The sequence below is a fragment of the Haloarcula sp. S1AR25-4 genome (genome assembly GCF_031624555.1).
GTDB lineage: Archaea > Halobacteriota > Halobacteria > Halobacteriales > Haloarculaceae > Haloarcula > Haloarcula pellucida.
This window is the reverse complement of sequence record NZ_JAMQOR010000001.1, coordinates 71808-90026: the sequence shown is the minus strand read 5'-3', so window position 1 is coordinate 90026 and position 18219 is coordinate 71808. Positions and strand designations below refer to the sequence as shown.

Genomic DNA, 18219 nt, shown 5'->3' with positions numbered 1-18219 from the left:
GTAGGAGACTGTCGTACGCTCCACTATGGCGACACGAGGCACTGACGGCGATTCCGACCCGGCGGAGCTACCGGAGGCCGTCGTCGACGACCTGCTGTCGGAGGATAGTCGGCGTCTAGCCCTGTCGATTCTCGACGAACGCGACCGAGCGATGGTCGTCGGCGACCTCGCGACGGCCGTCGTCGCCCGCCAGCGCGGGATTCCGGAGTCGACAGTCAGTGATGCCGACCGAGAGATCATGCGTGACGAACTGTTCACTGAACACATCCCGAAGTTGACGGCGACAGGGGTCGTCGAGTACGACTCGATGCTGGGGACCGTCGAGCTACGGCACCGGGGTATCGTCGGTCGAGGCCGGACCTGATTCGGCCCGCCGACTCGTCATCACCGATACCGCATAGCGGCCGCTCGGTCGGCTAGGCGCGTCCGCCGTTGTTGCGGGACGGCGCTCGACGGGGTCGGCGCAGTCATACCCGCAGGTCGATCTGAATCGGTGGGAGAGAATTAACCTTGGTCTTCGGTACCACGTAGCATAAACGTGATGGAGGTATCTTTTAGCCGCCTCGGCAGATAAAGACACACATGAACGATCCGGTCTCCGTACGGGAGGTGATGAACCGCGAGTACGTCGGCGCGAGCGAATCTGACGATCTCCTCGAGACGACCGAACTCCTGGTTCGGGAAGACGAACCGACCGCACTGGTCCTTCGTGGTAACGATCCAGTCGGCGTAATCACGCAAGTGGACATCCTCGGCTATCTCGTCTCCGAAGGCACCCTCGAATCGGCCACAGTCGGCGAGGTGATGACCGAATCGGTCCCGTCCATCTCACCGGACGCCCGGCTTCCGGAAGCGCGTGACCAGATGGCCGCGTGGTCGTCAGACTGGGTCCTCGTCACCGAAGACGGCGAACCGCTCGGGACGTTGACCGAACACGACATCCTCTCGACCGCGCGACTAGAGAGCGAAACGACAGAGCAGGTCCGCGAGGAAGCCCAGATGGCCCCCACCGGACAGGGGGCGACGACGGACGGAACGACGGCCGCCGAGGACTCGTTCGAAGAACAGGGCATCTGCTCTGCCTGCGGGACTTTCACCCGCAACCTCGCGTCGTTCAACGGTCAGTTGTTGTGTACGGACTGTCGGGACGTCTGATACCCGTTTTGGCACTACTGTTTTGGACTCGTGTGTCCGAGATACCCTGTGGAAATAACGCTCGCGACAGCGGCCGACGTGGACGCCGTCGTCGACCAGTGGGTTGCCCTCGCACGCGACCAGCAGACCTACGGCTCGCACCTCCTCGCGTCCGAGAATCGGACCGCGATACGCGAGGCAGTGCTTCAGCGAGTCGTCGCCGACGAACTGCTCGTCGCCCGTGACGGGGAGACGCTCGTCGGATTCGTCATGGTCTCGATGGAGCGAGGGCGCTACGAACAGCGACGCACGCGGGGCCTCATCGAGAACATCTACGTCCGCCCCGACTACCGCCGCGAGGGTATCGGCAGCGAACTCCTCGCCGCTGGCGAGAAAGCGCTGGCCGAGAACGGCGCCACAGTCGTGGCGCTGGAGGTGATGGCCGCGAACGAATCCGCCCGCCGGTTCTACGCCGACCACGGCTACGCCCCCCACCGAATCGAACTCGAAAAGTCGACGGAAAACGATACTCTCTAAACAGTCCCCCTGCAACGGACGAACGCGAGCGCCAGGGGAGCTTGGGTGGTCCAAGCACTCGACTTGTAATCGAGAGTTCGTGGGTTCAAATCCCACCCCTGGCTCTTCTCGTCGCCACGTCGACGTTTCTAGTCGTCAGGCCACCATCGGAGCGTCATCGCCACCGAGTCGTCCAATCCGAACACGCTCGACTCTCGGTCGACGGTGGCCGTCTGCGGCGGGACGAGCGTCACCGTCTCCTCCCCGACGGCTATCGTCACGGCCGCCTCGCCGTCGGCGAGACGGTCGGCGAGGCCGTCGAGTTCGGCGAGCAACACGGCGCGGTCGACGGGCGCGCGACCGTCCGTCGCTCGTTCCGGGATGCCACCGACGACCGGTGCGATGTCGACGTCCGCAGAGCGGTTCGAGAGGACGGCGTTGACCACGGCGCCCAGCAACACCACGAGGCCGATGACGTAAAGCCACGTGAGGAGAACGAGGATACTGGCGACGAGGTTGGACCCGGCGCCGCCGGACTTGAACGTGGTAAAGAGCGCCTGTGCGACGGTGAGGCCGACAGCAGCGAGGGCCGTTCCGGGGACGACTTCGGCCAGCGAGACGTCGGTATCCGGGAAGACGTAGTACATGGGGTAGAACACCACGAACAGACCGACGGCCGTCACCGCCCCCCGGAGCCCCGTACCGAGGGCGCCGTCGCCAGAGATGGAGACGAGGTTGCCGACGACGCCGACGCTGACGATGGCCACCGCGACGGTGGCGAGCAACAGCAACCCGTCCAGCAATTGGTCGGCGAAGGTGTTCTCGCTGCTGGTCTCGTAGATGTCCGAAAAGGCCGTATCGAGACCGCGGAAGATGCGGAGCGCGCCCCAGACGAGGAACGCGATGCCCAGCAGGGAGGCGGAGGCGTCCGCTTCGGTCAACCCCTGCTGGATGAGTTCGCTGGACTGCTCGGTCAGCACGGCCTGCATGATGCCGACGACGGAGTCGCGCACGGCGACGTTTTGCGTCCGCTGGACGAGTGTCAGGACGAGCAACAACAGCGGGAGGATAGAGAGAAAGGCGTGGTACGCGATAGAGCCGGCCATGAAGGTTATCTTCTCGGCCCTCGCTTCGTGGATAATCGCCCCCAGCACCTCCGTCCCGCGGGCGGCGTCGACGTGCATGGCCGGCTTTCGACGCCGCCGTGCAAATAGCCAGCGTCCCGTCGTCTCCCCCGACCGAAGCGCAGCGTGGGGAGCCGACACACGATTCGGCATACTCCGAACGGCCGGTTAATGCCGACCCTCGCGTACTCACCTCCGAGATGTTGTTCGACTCGACGACGCTCGGGACGCTATCGCTCGATAACCGGGTCGGTCTCGCGCCGATGACGCGGGTGAGCGCGACCGCAGACGGTCGGGCCACCGAGGAGATGGCCGACTACTACGCGAAGTTCGCCGACGGTGGCTTCTCGGTACTCATCACCGAGGGCGTCTACACCGACGACGACTACAGTCAAGGATATCCGAACCAGCCGGGACTCGTCACCGACGGCCACGTGACCGCGTGGTCACGGGTCACAGAGGCTGTCCACGATGCCGGGGCACCCGTCGTCGCCCAGCTGATGCACGGCGGGGCACAGACGCAGGGGAACCCCCACGTCGACGGCGAGGCGACCCTCGCGCCGTCGACCGTCGGCCCGGACGCCGAGAAGGCCGAAGCCTACGGCGGGAGCGGCGAGTTCCCCGAACCGAAGCGAGCCACGGAAGACGACCTCGACGCCGCCCGCGATGGGTTCGTCGACGCCGCAGTGAACGCCCACGAGGCCGGGTTCGACGGCGTCGAGATTCACGCCGCCAACGGGTACCTCCTCAACGAATTCCTCGCGGCGGACATGAACCGGCGTGATGACGAATACGGCGGTGGCCCGGACGCGCGGGTCCGCTACCCCGAGTCGGTCGTCTCGGCCGTCCACGACGCCGTGCCGGACGAGTTCGTCGTCGGCGTCCGTCTCTCACAGACCCGAGTAACCAACGACGAGTACGCGTGGCCCGAGGGCGAGGACGCAGCGGCAGTGTTCTTCGAGCGCCTCTCGGCCGCCGGTGCGGACTACGTCCACACCACGGAACCGGACGCGACCAGTCCCACGTTCGGCGACGAGGGACCGACGCTCGCCGAGGCGGCCGTCGAACACGTCACCGAGGGGACGACGGTCATCGCCAACGGTGGCCTCGGCGACCCCGACGCCGCCCGGCAGGCAGTGGACGACGGAGCCGACCTCGTGACGCTCGCGACGAGCGCGCTCGCGAACCCCGATTGGCCCGACCGGGTCGCAAACGACGAGGACCTGACGGCGTTCGACCCCGCGAGGTTCCTCGCCCCCAAAGCGTCGATATCGGCCCACGAACTCCCCGAGAAGCGGTCGCCGGCCGACGACTGAACCGGGGCGCTGACGTGGGCTTATACCCCTCCGGCCCCTACGAACGGGTATGAGCGAACAAGAGGGCGAGCTGCCCGACAACGACGAGGAGTGGCGGGAGATACTGACCGACGAGGAGTACCGCATCCTCCGCGAGGCCGGCACCGAACCGCGGTTCAGCAGCGACCTGCTGGACGTCGAGCAATCTGGCGTGTTCACCTGCTCCGGGTGTGGCGCCGAACTGTTCGACAGCGAGGAGAAGTTCGACTCCGAGACGGGGTGGCCGAGTTTCTGGGACGTCTACGACGAGGGGACCGTCGAGACGCGACTCGACGAGAGCCACGGGATGCGCCGGACCGAAGTCGTCTGTGCCAACTGCGGGGGCCACCTCGGCCACGTCTTCGACGACGGCCCCGAACCCACGGGGAAGCGCTACTGCATCAACGGCGCGGCGCTCGACTTCGAACCCGAGGAGCGGTAAGACCACCAGACTCATCTTTCGTGCAGCAATATGGTACGCAGTGACAACCCAAGCCGATACCGACGACACAGCCGCCGCGAGCGGAGACGCCGACGACGCCGTTCTGTCGGCCCCTCTCCGGACGTTCCCGTGGACAGAGGCGAGCACGGCGGCTATCGGAACGTTCGTCCTCGAGTATCTGGTCGTCGCGGCGCTGTTCGTCGTCGGCCCCTCGTCGGTCGACCGGAGCGTCCCCGCCATCGACTCGACGGCGGCGGTGTTCATCCAGTACGCCCACGTCCTGTTCAACGCCCACCACGTCCCGACGGTGCTGCGGGCCACGATTCAGATAGCCGGGTCGCCGTACGGAAACGACCTCTACCTCTCGCTGGCCAACGGTGGGGCGAGCGTCTCACCAGTCGTCTACTTCCTCGTCCCCGTGGTCGCGTTGACCGTCGCCGGGGGGCTGTTCGAGGGGCGACGGCGCCGGAATCCGAGCGGTGGCCGTCTCCGTGAAGCGGCGCTGGTCGGTGTCGGCTTCACCGTCGGCTATCTCGCCGTCGGCCTCGTGGGCTCACTGACGATGGTCCAGCGGTGGGACCTCACGACGGCGGAGGGCGTCGTCGGGTCGGCCAGCCAGCAGCCAGACCCCTACTTCACCGGCGTCCTCTTTGTGCTGTTCCCGCTGGTGTTCGTGACCATCGGTGCGGCGCTTACCTTCGGTCGTCAGGCGTAGGTCTGCTCGGCGAACTCCAGAATGCGCTCTGACTCGGCCATCGTGACGCCGTACTCGTCGTCTACGAGGACCGGCACGCCGCGCTGTCCCGAGACGCGCTTGACCTCGTCCCGGTCGGAGTGTAACGCGTCGACCCAGATGCTCTCGTACTCGACGTCGAGTTCGTCCAGTCGGTCGGCCACTTTCTCACAGTAGGGACAGCCGTCCAGTTGATAGAGCGTTCGGCTCACGGGTGGCACTATCGGAGCGAACGGCAAAGAACGTGTGGTCGCGGAGAACCCGGCTTACTCGTACAGCCAGGTCTCGTCGACGCTTTCCCAGTCGACGAGTTCGTCGTCGTCGAAGAAGAGAGCGATTTCGCGCTCGTTGGCGCCTTCGTCCTCGTGGTCGGAGCCGTGGATGACGTTCCGACCGAGGTCTAGCCCGTAGTCGCCGCGGATGGTCCCGGGGGCGGACTCGGCGGGGTCCGTCTCGCCCATCATCTTTCGGACCTGTCGCGTCGCGTCCTGACCTTCCCAGACCATCGCGAAGACCGGACCGGACGTGATGAAGTCCACGAGGCCGTCGAAGAACGGCTTGCCCTCGTGCTCGCCGTAGTGTTCCTCGGCGAGGTCCTGATCGATCTGCATGAACTTGCCAGCGACCATCTTCAGACCGCGCTCTTCGAAGCGGGAGACGATGTCCCCGATGAGACCGCGCTGGACGCCGTCCGGCTTCACCATCACGAAGGTACGCTCGTCCGACATCAGGCTTCAGCCTCCTCGGCCTCTTCCTCGTCGTCCTCGTCGCCGTCGTCGTCAGCAGTCTCGACGTCTTCCTCTGCGGCTTCGAGGTCGGGTGCGGCGTCGACGTCGTCGTTCTCGTCTGCGTCAGCCGCTTCCGTCGCGGACTCGTCCTCGGCCTGCTTCTCGCCGCTCGCGTTGTAGCCGGACTCCGTCCAGCCGAGGTTGCGAGCCTCGCGACCGAGGTCGGCGTTGTTCTCACACTTCGAGGAGCAGAAGTGGATGGTCGTGCCGTCGTTCCGGACGAGCATCGTGCCCGTACCGGGTTCGATGTCCGCGCCGCAGTAGTCACATTCGCGCGTCTGTGGCATCGTTACTGCCCCCCGATGGAGTCGGCTTCGCGGGCCGTTTCGCGGAGCTGGAGCACGTCACCCTCTCGGACGGGACCCAGGACGTTGCGCGTGATGATGCGCCCCTGGTTCTCGCCCTCGCGGATGCGGCACTTGACCTGCATGGCCTCGCCGTGCATCCCCGTTTTGCCGACGATCTCGATGACCTCGGCGGGCGTGGCGCCGTTGCCTTCGGATTCCTCAGCACTCATCCGTCGTCACCTCACCGAAGCTCCTCGACCTTCGCGGCGATGTCCTCGACGTCGCCCTCGGCCTCGCCCGAATCGACGATGGCGGCGGCGGCCGAGCCGACTTCGAGGCCCGCGGCGTGGCCCAGGTCGTCCTGCTGCTCGACGAAGATGAAGGGGACGCCCTTCTCGTCGGCCAGCTCGGGGATGTGCATGACGATCTCCTCGGGCTGGACGTCCTCGGCGACGTAGACGAGCTCCGCGGAGCCGCGCTCGACGGCCTTGGTCGTCTCGTTGGTTCCCTTCTTGACGCTGCCTGTGTCTCGTGCGACTTCCAGCGCCTCGAGGGCGTCGTCCTCGAGGTCGGCCGGAACGTCGAAATCTACGTATACTGGCATTTGTATGGTCACCTCCTGCGCGCGGGCTCAGGCTCCCCCGCCGTCGCGGGCGTTCCCGCGGCGCACCGCGGCGGTGCGCGTAGTCCTAAAAGGGCTGGGAGCATCATCAACCCGGCGCAGGCTGTACCCCATTCTGTGCCACCGGCCCTAAAAGCGCTTTCGAAGCCGAAATGGCGTGCGAACGCAGTACACGGTCGTTCGGACGCCGGTCACCTGTGTCCCCGCTCGGCCGTCCGGTCGAGTGTGGCCCGCGTCTCCCGGACGAGCGACGCGACCACCTCACCCGCCGACGCCACCGTCTCGACGCCGCCGGCGCTCTGGCCCGCGTAGTGTGGCAGGGCGTCGACTCCGCCGGTCATCCCGGCAAGCGGCGGTAGGTCGGCGTCGCGCGCTATCGGCGTCCCGTCGGCCCTGCGGGCGACCGGGCTGTCCCGTTCGTGGGCCGCGTCGATGTCGTCGTCGACGTCCAGCACCCGGTGTGGCTGGTCGGGCCACCCCACGTCGAACTGTTCGGTCCGCCGCGTCTCCGTGGCGCTCCCCGCCGCGATTCGCCGTCTGTACGACGGGTGGGCGCCGGATTCCGTCGTCGCGACGAACCGGGTGCCGAGCCACGCCCCGTCGGCACCCAGTGTGAGTGCCGCCGCCATCCCACGGCCGTCGCTGATGCCACCGGCGGCGACCACGGGCACGTCGACGGCGTCGGCGACACTGGGAACCAGCGCCATCGTCGTGACGTCGCTCTGGAGGTGTCCGCCGGACTCGCTGCCCTGTGTGACGACCACGTCCGCACCGGCGTCGACCGCCCGCCGTGCTTCGTCGGCGCACCCGACGGAGACGAGGACCGTGCCACCGGCGTCGTGGACCCGGTCGACGTACGGTGTCGGGTCCCCGAAGGACAACGAGACGACCGATGCGCCGGCGTCGAGACAGACATCGAGACAGTCTCCGGGTGAGAGTTCGCCCGTCGATTCGTCGAGGACGACGTTGACGCCGACGACCCCGTCGGTGCGGTCGGTGGCCGCCTCGAACGACGCCCGAATTGCGTCCTCGTCGCGCCACGACATCGCGAGGGTCCCGAGACCGCCGGCGTCGGCCACGGCGGCGGCGAGCGCCGGCGTCGAGACGCTGCCGACCGGGGCCTGTACGACCGGGGCTTCGATACCGAGGACATCGCAGAGGGGCGTGTACAGAGAGGGCATGGGTAACACTCCGCGCGCCCGAAACAAAAGCGGTGACATCCGTCAGTTCCATACCGTCCCGTCGCGGACACCGGATATGGACCTCGCACGGTCGCTCCGAGCGGAAGCGCGCCGGTCGAACGAGCGCCGACTGCTCGTGCTGGCTGGCGACCCCGAACGGACGCGCGACCGTGCCACAGACGCCCTCGACGCCGCCGACGTTCCCCGGCCGGACACGACGCTGCTCGGACCCGACCCGTTTCTGGACTGCGAACGCCACGAGCAGGCCCGCGCCGGGGAACTGCTCGGTCGGACCCGAACCGCCGTCGTCCTCGACGCCCACGACGAACTCCGACCGAACGCGCTCGGAACCGCCGTCGGTGCGGTCGACGGCGGCGGCCTGCTGCTCTTGCTTGCGCCGCCGCTCTCCGAATGGCCGGACTTGCGTGACGCTTTCGACGAGACGCTTGCGGTGCCGCCGTTCGACGTTGACGACGTGAGCGGCCGCTTCCGACGCCGACTGGTCGAGACGCTCCGGGCACACCGGGGCGTCGCCATCGTCCACGTCGAGGCGGACGGTGACACCGTCGAGAGCGACGGCCTGACCGACCCGCCGCCACGACGCCCGCCCGAACCGCCTGCACTACCCAAAGACGCGGTCTTCCGGCCGGAGACCTACGAGGCCTGCCTCACCGACGATCAAGTGGACGCCGTTTACGCGTTCGAGGTGCTCTGTGACCCCGGCCACGCCGTCGTCGTGGAGGCCGACCGGGGACGCGGGAAGTCCAGCGCCGCCGGCCTCGCCGCGGCGAACCTCGCGCTGGACGGGACGGACGTCCTCGTGACCGCGCCGCAGTACCGGAGCGCCGCCGAGGTGTTCGTCCGGGCGGGGGCGCTGTTCGAGACGCTCGGCGTCGACGTCGAACGAGACAGGTCCGACACACCCCACGAACTCGCCGTGGGGGGCGATGCCGGCGGTCGGATACGGTTCGCGTCCCCCGCCAGCGCCGTCGAACTCCCCGACGACCCGGACGTGGTCGTCGTCGACGAGGCCGCCGCGCTCCCCGTCCGCCGCCTCGAAGCACTGCTCGACGCGCCGGCCGTCGCGTTCACGACGACGGTCCACGGCTACGAGGGCGCCGGTCGCGGGTTCTCGGTCCGGTTTCGCGACCGTCTGGCCGAGAGCGACCACGCGGTGACGGACGTGACGATGACGACGCCGATTCGCTACGCCGAGGCCGACCCCGTCGAAGTGTGGGCGTTCCGGGCGCTGTTGCTCGACGCCCGCCCGCCCGCCGAGCAGTTGGTCGCCGACGCCACGCCGGAGACGGTCGCGTACCGCCGCCTCTCGACGGCGGACTTGCTCGCCGACGAGCACCTCTTACGTGAGGTGTTCGGGTTGCTCGTGCTGGCCCACTACCGCACCGAACCGGCCGACCTCGCTCGTCTGCTCGACGCGCCGAACCTCTCGGTGCGGGCGTTGACACACCACGGGCACGTCGCTGCCGTCGCACTGCTGGCACGGGAAGGGGGCCTCTCGGCCGAGACGCGGGCGACGATGTACGGGGGCGGGCGCATCCGCGGCAACATGGTACCTGACGTGTTGACGACGCAGTTGCGCGACGAGGGCGCGGGGGTGCCGGTCGGACAACGCGTCCTCCGCATCGCCACGCACGCCGCCGTCAGGTCACGGGGACTCGGGTCGCGTCTCCTCGGTGGGGTCCGGGCAGAGTTCGCCGACGAGGTGGACTGGGTCGGCGTCGGCTACGGCGCGACGCCGGAACTCGTGCAGTTCTGGCGGGCGAACGGCTACGGCACCGTCCACCTCTCTACCTCGCGCAACGATACGAGCGGTGAGTACTCGGCCGTGATGGTCGACCCCTGTTCCGAGGCCGGGGCGGAACTGGCGGCCCGCCACGCCGGGTGGTTCTGTGACCGCGTCGCCGCGGTGCTGTCGGACACGCTGGACGACTGCGACCCGGACGTGGTCAGAGAGACGCTCCGGGCCGTCGACGCCACGCCGGACCCGGACCTCTCCGAGTGGGAGTGGCGACTCGTCGCCGGCGTCCCGGGCGGCGCCGCCATCCTCGACACGAACCCCGCGCCGTTCCGTTCCCTGACGGTGTGCCATCTCGTCGCGCCCGCCGACGAGGACGCCCTCAGCGACCGCGAGGAGCGACTGCTCGTCCGGAAAGTGCTGCAGGCACGGCCGTGGGACGAGGTGACCGCGGAACTGGAGTTCGTCTCCCGTCGGCAGTGTATGCGGGCGCTCGGCGGAGCCGTCGAAAGATTGACACGGCTCTACGGCGAGGAGTGGGTACAGGAGGAACTCGACCGCCACACATGACACCGGGGATGGAACTGCTGCTCGTCGGTCTCGCCTTCGCACTGCTGGTCGCCGGCGTCGTCGGCAGTCTGATTCCGCAGATGCCGGGGGCACCGGTGTCGCTCGCGGGGGTCTACCTCTACTGGGTCGCCACCGGCATGACCGAACCCGGGACGCTGTTACTGGCGGTGCTGACCCTCGTCGGCGTGCTGACGTGGGTCGTCGACTTCGTCGGCGGGGCCGTCGCGGCCCGCGTCGGCGGCGCGTCGAACGTCACGGCCGTCCTCGCCGGACTCGTCGGCCTCGTCCTCTTCTTCCTGACGGGACCGCTGGGTATCATCCTCGGCGTCGCCGCGACGGTGTTCGCCGTCGAGTTCTACCGACAGGAGGACGCACGGAAGGGGCTGAAAGCCGCGCTCGTGACGACGGCCGGGATGCTCGCCTCCGGCGTCGTACAGGCGCTGCTCACCGGGTCGATTCTGGTGACGATGCTGGTGGTCGCGCTCGTATGACCTCCTGCGAGGAGACGGACTGCGAGAACGAGGCCGCAGTGGAGCTACACGTCCCGTGGGCCGACAACGTGCTCGTCTGTACCGCCCACGCCCGCGTGCTGGCACAGAAAGACGGCGTCGTCGCCGAACCGCTCGATGACGCTGTAGACGACTGGTCCTAGAGTTCCTTCGCCAGCATCACCTCGTCCGCATAGTCGTCGCCGAACTTGTAGTGGTCCTCGCGGACGGCTTCCGTCGCCCAGCCGTGGGCTTCGAGGAAGTCGATTGCGTCTTGATTCATCGAGGGGACAGAGTTGTACAGTTTCTCGTAGCCGTGGTCGCTGGCCCACTCGGTGCCGCGTTCGAGGAGGTGCGACCCGATGCCCTGCCCGCGGTACTGGACGAGGACGCCCAGCGTGAGTTCGGCGGTGTGGCTGAGCTTCTCGATTTCGGGGTGTTTGACGTGGACCCAGCCGACCACGTCGTCGTCGACGCAGGCCACGAAGAAGATGCGTGACTCCAGTTCGTTGTGTCGGAGGAGGACGCCCTCGCTGTCGATGATGTCGGCGAGCGTCTCGGCGTCGACGTAGGCCCCGCTCCCGATGGCCGCGCGGATGGCCCCGACGAGACCCTTCAGGTCCTCCTGCCGGGCCTGCCGGATGGTGTACTCCACCTCCTCGGTCTCGAACTCCTGCGTGTCCGAGTCCTCGTAGGCGATGCGGAGTTCGTTCCCGTCGCGCTCTAGCATGCCGGAGCGCTGGAGGATGGCGACGTGGTGGCCGAACGGCCGTGGCTCCATCTGCAGGGCCTTGCGAACCTTCTCGGCGTCGACGCGGCCGTGAGACTCGACGTACTCGTAGATGTCCTGTCGGTCTACGTGGTCGAACTGCAGTGGCGCTGTGAGCTCCATGGGTTCTGTTACCACACACCAGTATTTAATTGTTTGTCACGTGAGGACTGATAACACACTTTCGAATACGTCGAGGCCTACCGCTCGGGGACGCCGGTCAGCACCGTCGCGACGTCCCGAACGTCGTGTGTGTCCACGAGCAGTTCGGCGGCCGTGCGGACGGAATACGTCCCGTCCAGTTCGACCCCGTAGCAGGCGGCGTACAGCCCCAGCCACTGGTTCAGCGTCGCTTCGAGACGGTCGAAGGTCGCCTCGTCGAAGCGGACCCACTGCCCGCCGGTCCGGGCCTCGCAGTACAGCGACACCGTTGGGCCGACACCCCGCCTGAGTATGTTCATCGCCCGCTCCTCCTCGGGCGGGTCCGGGTCGAAGTCCGCGGCGATCTCGTCGGCCCGGCGTTCGAGCGTCCGAATCCGGTCGCGGTACTGGTGGCTCATCTCAGCCCTGTTCGAACTCGACGCCCTTGCCCCCGGCGGGGTGTTCCCACTCGGTGTCGGCGACGACGGCGCAGGTACCACACTCGACGCAAGGCTGGGTGTCCAGACTGACGAGGTGTTCCTCGTGGCCGTTCGTCTGGACCATCTCGTCGCGGTAACACCCGCCGCCGAAGTCCGTCGCGCTGACCGGGCAGGCGGTCACGGCGGTGCCGGACGCCTCGAAGGAGTTGTCGACGAGTTCGATGTGCGGATCGCCCACGTCGTAGGTCAGGTCGCCGATGCGGTCGTCGAGTTCGGGCGGTTGGACGTGGTTCTCGTCGGTCACGACCTCGCCCAGTTCCTCGCCGATGACCGTCGGGAGCGTGACGTAGGGCAGTTTCGTGTCGGGAATCATCGAGACGAGCATCGGGGAGTTGTATGCCCGCTCGACCAGGCCCTCCGCCGCTCGGACGCCGAAGCGACCGACAGCCGACTCCGCGACGGCGTTCGCGACGCCGTCTATCGGCCCGATTTCCCCCAGTTTCCCCACCACGCTGTAGCTGGTCGGTCGCAGTTTGTCCATGACTCCTTCGTCGTGGAGTTTCTGCTCGTAGAACTCGCCGGCGCGGTGCGGGTCGCCCCGGGAGCGGGCGTCGGCGAAGGCTTCGGCGGCCAGCGCCCCGGCCGTGACGGCGTGGTTCATCCCCTTGATGATGGGGCCTTGAGCCTGCATCTGGCCGGCGGCGTCGCCGACGACGACGAGGCGGTCCTCGTGCGGGGCGGTGAGCGCCGCCTTCTTCGAGTCCGGGACGAGTTTCGCGCTGTACTCCAGTTCGTGGTAGTCCTCGCCCAGCCACTGGGCCATGAGCGGGTGAGTCAGCAGGCCGTCGAGCAGTTCCTGCGGTTCGGCCCGTTCCTCGGCGATGGAATCGAGGTGAAACACCGTCCCGATGGACAGCGACGCCTCGTTGGTGTAGAGGAACCCGCCGCCACGCACCCCATCGAAGAGGTCGCCCGAGAACAGGTGGGCCTCGCCCTCGTCCGCGTCGATGTCGAACCGCTCGTCTATCGTGTCGGGGTCCATCTCGGCGACGGCCTTGACCCCCTGGAACCACTCGTCGGGGTCCTCCCAGTCCATCAGGCCGGCGTCGCGGGCGAGTTCGGAGTTGACGCCGTCGGCCGCGACGACGATGTCGGCCGCTATCGGGTCCAGTTCCTCACAGGTGACGCCGACGATTTCCCCCTTCTCACGGAGGAGGCCGGTGACGTGGACTTCGGTCAGCAGGCCGCCGCCCGTCTCGTGGGTGAGTTCGTGGACGCGGTCGGCGAGCCACGAGTCCATCCGGCGGCGGAGAACCGAGTCGGCCCACGCCGTGTCGTGGTGGTGCAGGTCGCCGATGTCGAACGTCTTCACCGTGTCGCCGGCCACGTTGTGGATGTAGTTCTCGGTGACCGGGCGCTCGGTCGCTTCCTCGCGGAACTCCGGGAACAGGCCGTCGATGGTGTACGGTGCGGACTCCTCGGCGTAGATGAGGCCGCCGGAGACGTTCTTCGACCCGGCGTCGACGCCGCGTTCCAGAACCAGCGTCTCGACGCCGTTGCGCGCGAGGTTCGCCGCCGCGGCGGCCCCGCCCGGGCCACATCCGACGACGACGGCCTCGTAGTGTTCGTGGTCAGTCATCGCTCGCCTCCACGGCCGCGGCCAGTTCTCCCTTCTCGACGGCCTCGGTCAGCCGCGGGAGCACCTCGAAGAGGTCGCCCTCGATGACGTAGTCAGAGAAGTCCCGGATGTCGGCCTCCGGGTCGGTGTTGACGGCGATGATGGTGTCTGCCTCGTCACAGCCGACCTTGTGCTGGATGGCCCCGGAGATGCCCGCCGCGATGTAGATATCTGGTTCGACGACCTGCCCGGACTCGCCTATCTGGCGCGCTTCCGTGACGTACTGCTCGACGTGGCTGTCGAACGCGTACGAGGACGTGATGACGCCCCGCGAGAGGCCGAGGTCGGCGTCCTCGAAGGCGTCCACGAGGTCGAGTGCGAGTTCGATGCCCGTCGTCGGGTCGTCGCCGATGCCCCGGCCGACGGCGACCACCACGTCGTTGCCGGTCAGGTCGACGCCGCCCGAGAGGCGGTCGAACTCCGTGACCTCCACCTCGAACCACTCCTCTTCGAGGTCCATTTCGTACTCGACCACCGCCGCCTCGCGGTCGTAGTCCGGGTCCGGAATCTCGAAACTGCCCGGAATCACGGACGCCCCCTGCGGGTGAAAGTCCCGGTTGGGCTTGTCGATACAGAGGATGGTCGAGTACTCGAACCCGGAGAAGTCCGGCCGTTTCATGTGAAGTACGCGCTCGAACTCCTTGTTGTCGCCCGCGTTGCCGACCTTCGCGGGGTTGGAGATCATCGCCTCCTCGATGTACAGCCCCGAACAGTCCGACGCCAGCCCCGAGTCCAGCGCCCCCTGGACGAGCGCCGAGAGGTCCCGGCCGTTGTTCGTCGCGGGGAATATCGTATAGCGCGGTTCGTGGTAGTCCTTCCAGTCGACGTCCGCGTGACCCTCGCTGGCGAGTTCGCCCCCCGCCCGAGACATATCGGTGACTATCTCGGTGTAAGGCGTGTGCCGGAACCGTTCGAGGCGGTCGTCCTCCATGTAGACCACGAGGTCGGCGCCGTAGGCGGTGACGTCCTCGACGTGGTCGCTGGCGTCGGCACCGACGAGGACGGCGACGACGCGTTCCTCGGCGTCGTAGTCCGCGTTGTACTGATCCATCAGGTCGCGGGCCTTCCCCAGCATCTCCTTCGAGACGTCGACCAGTTCGCCCGCCTGCGTCTCGCAGTACACCCACATGTCGCGGTACTCCGCGCCGACGGTGCCCTCGACCCACCGCTTGTCGTTGGTCGGGTGGTCGAGTTCGGGGTACTTCTCCTCTGGCGGGACGTACTCGACGTCCTCGCCCGCTTGCTCTTCGCTGCCTTCGACGGAGTCGATGCGGTTCTCTATCTGGGCGATGGCGCTCTTGCGTTCTTTCCCCTCGCGTTCGCGTTCGAGGACGTCCCGCAGGACGTCGGCGTCGTCGACGCCGCGAACCATGTTCGCGATGTCCGCGACGGTCATCTCCGTCAGGTCGACCGTCTCGGGGTCGAGTTCGCCGTCGTCCTCGGCTTCGACCTTCTCGATGCGGTCCTCGATGAGCGTCTTCACCGGAGCGCGGTCCTCGCCCGCTTCCTCCAGTTCCAGCATCTCGTGCAACTCGTCGGCGTCGTCGACGTCTGTTATCTTCGGCCCGAGTTCGGCGATCTCGTACTCAGTGGGGTCTATTGCTGGCATGATCAGTCACCTGCTGCGTAGGGCGTCAGTTCGTCCAGTATCGGTTCCATCGCCGCCGAATCGTCGCCGTCGACGACAGTCGCCTCGCGTTCGGAGGGGGCCTTCGGGATGGGGTCGACGCCGGCGACGATGGTCGGCGACCCGTCGAGGCCGATGTAGTCCGGGTCCAGATTGAGGTCTTCGTGGTCCCAGACCGTCACCAGGTCTTCGTAGTTCTCGGCGCGTTCTTGGGTCTCCTCGCGCAACTGTTTGTGTTCGAGGCGGTGGCTGGCCTTCCGGTAGGTCGGTTCGAACTCGGGGTCGGCGACGACGAAACAGGGCATCGGCGCCTCGACCGTCTCTATCTCGGAGACGTCGCCGTCGACCAGTCGCTTCGCTCGCAACAGGCCCGCCTCCTCGTCGATGTCGAGCGAGACGACGTGGGTGACCAGCGGCCAGTCCAGACAGTAGGCCGTCTGTGGGCCGGTGTGGCCCGTCTCTCCGTCTGCGGTCTTGAACCCCGCGAACACGAGGTCTGGTTGCGTGTCGAGGTTCTGGATGCCTGTGGCGACAGTCATCGCCGTCGCCCACGTGTCGGCCGCACCCATCTCCCGGTCCGAGAGGAGATACAGGTCGTCGGCGTAGACGTCGCGCATCCCTTCCTGTAACACCTCCTGATACCCCGGCGGCCCCATGCTCATGAGCGAGACGTGACCGCCGTTTCGTACGCGAGTCTGGAACGCCGCCCGGAGCGCGTGTTTGTCGTTCGGGTTCATCACCGTCGGGGTCTTCCCGCGTTCGAGGTGCCCGTCCTCGTCGAAGGATACCTGTCCCTCTCGGAAGTCGGGGACCCCCTTTGTCAGAACTACTGTGTGCATAGTTGTCACGACTCTCGTCAACGTACCTCATCTCGGGCGGAACATAAATGTATGTTCACAATAACGGGTGACAGTTTCGTGGGGCGTCCGTCGGTGATGCGGCGGACACAGCACCCCGCCGGACCGACTACTGGAGGACACGGACGATACCGCCACTACGCCGAACTCGATACGGAAAACGGGCGTTCTGGACTCAGATACGGCCGGCGCGGCCGGGGTCGACGTCGATGGCGTCGACCGGACAGACGTCGACACACAGCATGCAGTCGATACACTGGTCCTCGTGGGCCGGGTCGGCCTTGATTTCGCTCTCGGGGTGGTCGGGCGTGTCTACCCACTCGAACACGTCGACCGGGCAGTCCTCCAGACAGGCGCCGTCGGCGAGACAGATGTCGAAGTCGACGGCGACGTGGGTGCCGTGGATACCCAGCGTGTCGGGTTCCTCGACCGGCCCCCAGACGTTGTGGCCGTCGTGTTGTTCGACCACGTCACGATTGTCCTCGAATTCGGGGTCTATGGCCATTGGTATCTAACAACACTCGGCGACGATACTTAAACTTTCGACAGTCAGCCTCAGAAACGAGGGTCGTCGGGCCCACTGGTCGGTCCACGGCCGGGCGGTTTGCCGGGACCACGTCCCTCGTCGAGTGGCGGACCGTCGTGGACGCCCATCGGGTCGTCGGTGACACCGACGTGACGCTGGAGGAACGCAGCGGTGCGGTCGTAGACGTCGTCGTAGAACGCTCCCGCGAAGGGAAAGCCGTGACCACCCGGAACGGGTTCGTATGCCACCGTCGTCAGGGGATCGAGCGTCCGAGCGAGCAGTTCCGACTGGGCCGGCGAAAACACCTCGTCGTCCTCGGCGTGGAGCAACAGCGCCGGCGGCGTGGAGACGGTGGCCTGTGCCACCGGCGAGGCGAGTTCGTACGCCTCCGGAACCTCCTCGGGCCCGCCGCCGAGATACTGCCTGTATATGTCCGCATCGCCCGCGTCGTCGGTCTCCGCCATCGCCCGGAAGTCGTAGACACCCGAGTAGCCGACGACGGCCGACAGTTCGGAGGACGCACCGGGATACAGGTCCGGTTCGAACGCCGGGTCGTCGGCCGTCGCCGCGGCGAGCGTCACGAGATTCGCGCCAGCGGAGTGACCGACGGCCACGACGCGTCGTGGGTCCGCGCCGTAGGCGTCCGCCTCCGCCCGGCACCACTCGATAGCGGCCTTCACGTCGACGAGTGCGGCCGGGAAGGTGTGGTCGGGTGCCAGTCGGTACTGCGGTTCGACGACGAGGTAGCCGTCCTCGGCGAGGTCGATGGCGTGGCGGGCGAACTCGCCCTTGTCACCGACCGTGAACCCGCCCCCGCGGACGAGGACGGCGACCGGTTTCGGCCCGCTACTGGCCGTCGAGTCGTAGACGTCCAACAGGAGCGTCTCGCCGGCCGCCTCGTGGAAGGGGATGTCTCGGTCGACGGTGACCGTCGTCGGAGCGCGCTCTGTCACGTCCCCTACTGCGGTTGGACGGAATAAAAACGCGTCGGGGACGGGTTAGCCTTCGATTTCGATGCGCTTGCCGCGAGTGACGGCGCCCTCGGAGACGGGCAGGCGGACTTCGAGGATGCCGTTGGTGTGGTTCGCGGCGATGCTCCCGTCGTCGACCCGCTTCGGGAACCAGAACCGACGGTGGTAGGTCCGTCGCTGGTTCCGCTGGTCGTCCTCGTGTTCGGCGGCGACGTTCACCATGCAGTCGTCTACA

24 protein-coding genes and 1 tRNA gene are annotated in these 18219 nt (G+C 67.2%); 10 read left to right on the top strand and 15 right to left on the bottom strand.

Translation table 11 applies throughout. The features are described 5' to 3' along the window. Positions 1 to 25 precede the first annotated feature (25 nt). The 4 genes from NDI85_RS00535 (at position 26) to NDI85_RS00520 (ending at position 1775) form a co-directional block, all read left to right on the top strand. Complete coding sequence (locus NDI85_RS00535; protein ID WP_188995488.1) at positions 26 to 364, top strand: hypothetical protein; 339 nt, start codon at positions 26 to 28, stop codon at positions 362 to 364. Between the two features lie 218 nt (positions 365 to 582). Then, entirely contained in the window at positions 583 to 1155 is a 573-nt protein-coding gene (locus NDI85_RS00530) for a CBS domain-containing protein (RefSeq protein ID WP_188995490.1), read from the top strand. 48 nt (positions 1156 to 1203) lie between these two features. Continuing rightward, a complete protein-coding gene (locus NDI85_RS00525) occupies positions 1204 to 1671 on the top strand; it encodes a GNAT family N-acetyltransferase (protein WP_188995492.1) in 468 nt (155 codons plus the stop codon). 30 nt (positions 1672 to 1701) lie between these two features. Next, positions 1702 to 1775, top strand: a tRNA-Thr gene (locus NDI85_RS00520). A gap of 24 nt (positions 1776 to 1799) precedes the next feature. On the opposite strand, the gene NDI85_RS00515 is transcribed toward NDI85_RS00520, so the two are convergent. After that, positions 1800 to 2834 carry a YhjD/YihY/BrkB family envelope integrity protein gene (locus NDI85_RS00515; RefSeq protein ID WP_188995494.1) on the bottom strand — a complete coding sequence of 345 codons (1035 nt, stop codon included), beginning with the start codon at positions 2832 to 2834 and terminating at the stop codon, positions 1800 to 1802. A gap of 140 nt (positions 2835 to 2974) precedes the next feature. Between NDI85_RS00515 and NDI85_RS00510 the strand changes: the two genes are divergently transcribed. The 3 genes from NDI85_RS00510 to NDI85_RS00500 are packed head-to-tail and all read left to right on the top strand — an operon-like array spanning position 2975 to position 5265. Then, on the top strand, positions 2975 to 4090 hold the full coding sequence (locus NDI85_RS00510) for an NADH:flavin oxidoreductase (protein ID WP_188995496.1): 1116 nt from the start codon (positions 2975 to 2977) through the stop codon (positions 4088 to 4090). Between the two features lie 49 nt (positions 4091 to 4139). Further along, positions 4140 to 4550: a peptide-methionine (R)-S-oxide reductase MsrB gene (gene msrB, locus NDI85_RS00505; protein WP_188995498.1), complete on the top strand. Its 411-nt coding sequence runs from the start codon at positions 4140 to 4142 to the stop codon at positions 4548 to 4550. Positions 4551 to 4590: 40 nt separating this feature from the next. Continuing rightward, on the top strand, positions 4591 to 5265 hold the full coding sequence (locus tag NDI85_RS00500) for a hypothetical protein (protein ID WP_188995500.1): 675 nt from the start codon (positions 4591 to 4593) through the stop codon (positions 5263 to 5265). Here NDI85_RS00500 and NDI85_RS00495 read toward each other — a convergent pair. From NDI85_RS00495 to NDI85_RS00470, 6 genes are all read right to left on the bottom strand, one after another. Further along, entirely contained in the window at positions 5256 to 5495 is a 240-nt protein-coding gene (locus NDI85_RS00495; RefSeq protein WP_188995501.1) for a glutaredoxin, read from the bottom strand. The two genes, NDI85_RS00500 and NDI85_RS00495, sit on opposite strands and share 10 nt — an antisense overlap. 54 nt (positions 5496 to 5549) lie before the next feature. Next, positions 5550 to 6014 (bottom strand): nucleoside-diphosphate kinase, encoded by a 465-nt coding sequence (gene ndk, locus NDI85_RS00490; RefSeq protein ID WP_188995712.1) that lies wholly within the window; start codon positions 6012 to 6014, stop codon positions 5550 to 5552. Beyond that, positions 6011 to 6358, bottom strand: a complete 348-nt coding sequence (locus NDI85_RS00485) for a 50S ribosomal protein L24e (protein ID WP_188995503.1) — start codon at positions 6356 to 6358, stop codon at positions 6011 to 6013. The genes ndk and NDI85_RS00485 overlap by 4 nt, the downstream gene beginning before the upstream one ends. 2 nt (positions 6359 to 6360) lie before the next feature. Next, entirely contained in the window at positions 6361 to 6588 is a 228-nt protein-coding gene (locus NDI85_RS00480; RefSeq protein ID WP_166970787.1) for a 30S ribosomal protein S28e, read from the bottom strand. 11 nt (positions 6589 to 6599) lie between these two features. Beyond that, positions 6600 to 6962, bottom strand: a complete 363-nt coding sequence (gene rpl7ae, locus NDI85_RS00475; RefSeq protein ID WP_220618540.1) for a 50S ribosomal protein L7Ae — start codon at positions 6960 to 6962, stop codon at positions 6600 to 6602. 209 nt (positions 6963 to 7171) lie between these two features. Further along, a complete protein-coding gene (locus NDI85_RS00470; RefSeq protein ID WP_310914628.1) occupies positions 7172 to 8161 on the bottom strand; it encodes a nitronate monooxygenase in 990 nt (329 codons plus the stop codon). A 76-nt stretch (positions 8162 to 8237) separates the two neighbouring features. Here NDI85_RS00470 and tmcA point away from each other — a divergent pair, with 76 nt between their 5' ends. From tmcA to NDI85_RS00455, 3 genes are read left to right on the top strand one after another with little or no spacing between them, the layout of a single operon-like run. Continuing rightward, complete coding sequence (tmcA, locus tag NDI85_RS00465) at positions 8238 to 10487, top strand: tRNA(Met) cytidine acetyltransferase TmcA (protein ID WP_310914627.1); 2250 nt, start codon at positions 8238 to 8240, stop codon at positions 10485 to 10487. Further along, positions 10484 to 10978: a DUF456 domain-containing protein gene (locus NDI85_RS00460; protein WP_188995509.1), complete on the top strand. Its 495-nt coding sequence runs from the start codon at positions 10484 to 10486 to the stop codon at positions 10976 to 10978. The genes tmcA and NDI85_RS00460 overlap by 4 nt, the downstream gene beginning before the upstream one ends. Further along, the gene (locus tag NDI85_RS00455; RefSeq protein ID WP_188995511.1) at positions 10975 to 11139 is read left to right on the top strand and encodes a hypothetical protein; all 165 of its coding nucleotides are present in this window, start codon (positions 10975 to 10977) and stop codon (positions 11137 to 11139) included. Before NDI85_RS00460 ends, NDI85_RS00455 begins: the two co-directional genes overlap by 4 nt. On the opposite strand, the gene NDI85_RS00450 is transcribed toward NDI85_RS00455, so the two are convergent. The 8 genes from NDI85_RS00450 to NDI85_RS00415 form a co-directional block, all read right to left on the bottom strand. Then, on the bottom strand, positions 11136 to 11867 hold the full coding sequence (locus NDI85_RS00450) for a GNAT family N-acetyltransferase (RefSeq protein WP_310914626.1): 732 nt from the start codon (positions 11865 to 11867) through the stop codon (positions 11136 to 11138). The genes NDI85_RS00455 and NDI85_RS00450 overlap by 4 nt on opposite strands. A gap of 77 nt (positions 11868 to 11944) precedes the next feature. Then, complete coding sequence (locus NDI85_RS00445) at positions 11945 to 12304, bottom strand: hypothetical protein (protein ID WP_188995515.1); 360 nt, start codon at positions 12302 to 12304, stop codon at positions 11945 to 11947. Between the two features lies 1 nt (position 12305). Continuing rightward, entirely contained in the window at positions 12306 to 13964 is a 1659-nt protein-coding gene (locus NDI85_RS00440; RefSeq protein WP_310914625.1) for an FAD-dependent oxidoreductase, read from the bottom strand. Next, the gene (locus NDI85_RS00435) at positions 13957 to 15612 is read right to left on the bottom strand and encodes an electron transfer flavoprotein subunit alpha/FixB family protein (protein WP_310914624.1); all 1656 of its coding nucleotides are present in this window, start codon (positions 15610 to 15612) and stop codon (positions 13957 to 13959) included. The genes NDI85_RS00440 and NDI85_RS00435 overlap by 8 nt, the downstream gene beginning before the upstream one ends. A 2-nt stretch (positions 15613 to 15614) precedes the next feature. Beyond that, complete coding sequence (locus tag NDI85_RS00430; RefSeq protein ID WP_310914623.1) at positions 15615 to 16469, bottom strand: electron transfer flavoprotein subunit beta/FixA family protein; 855 nt, start codon at positions 16467 to 16469, stop codon at positions 15615 to 15617. A 193-nt stretch (positions 16470 to 16662) separates the two neighbouring features. Beyond that, on the bottom strand, positions 16663 to 16992 hold the full coding sequence (locus NDI85_RS00425) for a ferredoxin family protein (protein ID WP_166970807.1): 330 nt from the start codon (positions 16990 to 16992) through the stop codon (positions 16663 to 16665). Between the two features lie 50 nt (positions 16993 to 17042). Continuing rightward, positions 17043 to 17966: an alpha/beta hydrolase gene (locus NDI85_RS00420; protein WP_310914622.1), complete on the bottom strand. Its 924-nt coding sequence runs from the start codon at positions 17964 to 17966 to the stop codon at positions 17043 to 17045. A gap of 45 nt (positions 17967 to 18011) precedes the next feature. Continuing rightward, the gene (locus tag NDI85_RS00415; protein ID WP_188995525.1) at positions 18012 to 18206 is read right to left on the bottom strand and encodes an Hsp20 family protein; all 195 of its coding nucleotides are present in this window, start codon (positions 18204 to 18206) and stop codon (positions 18012 to 18014) included. Between the last annotated feature and the right edge of the window lie 13 nt (positions 18207 to 18219).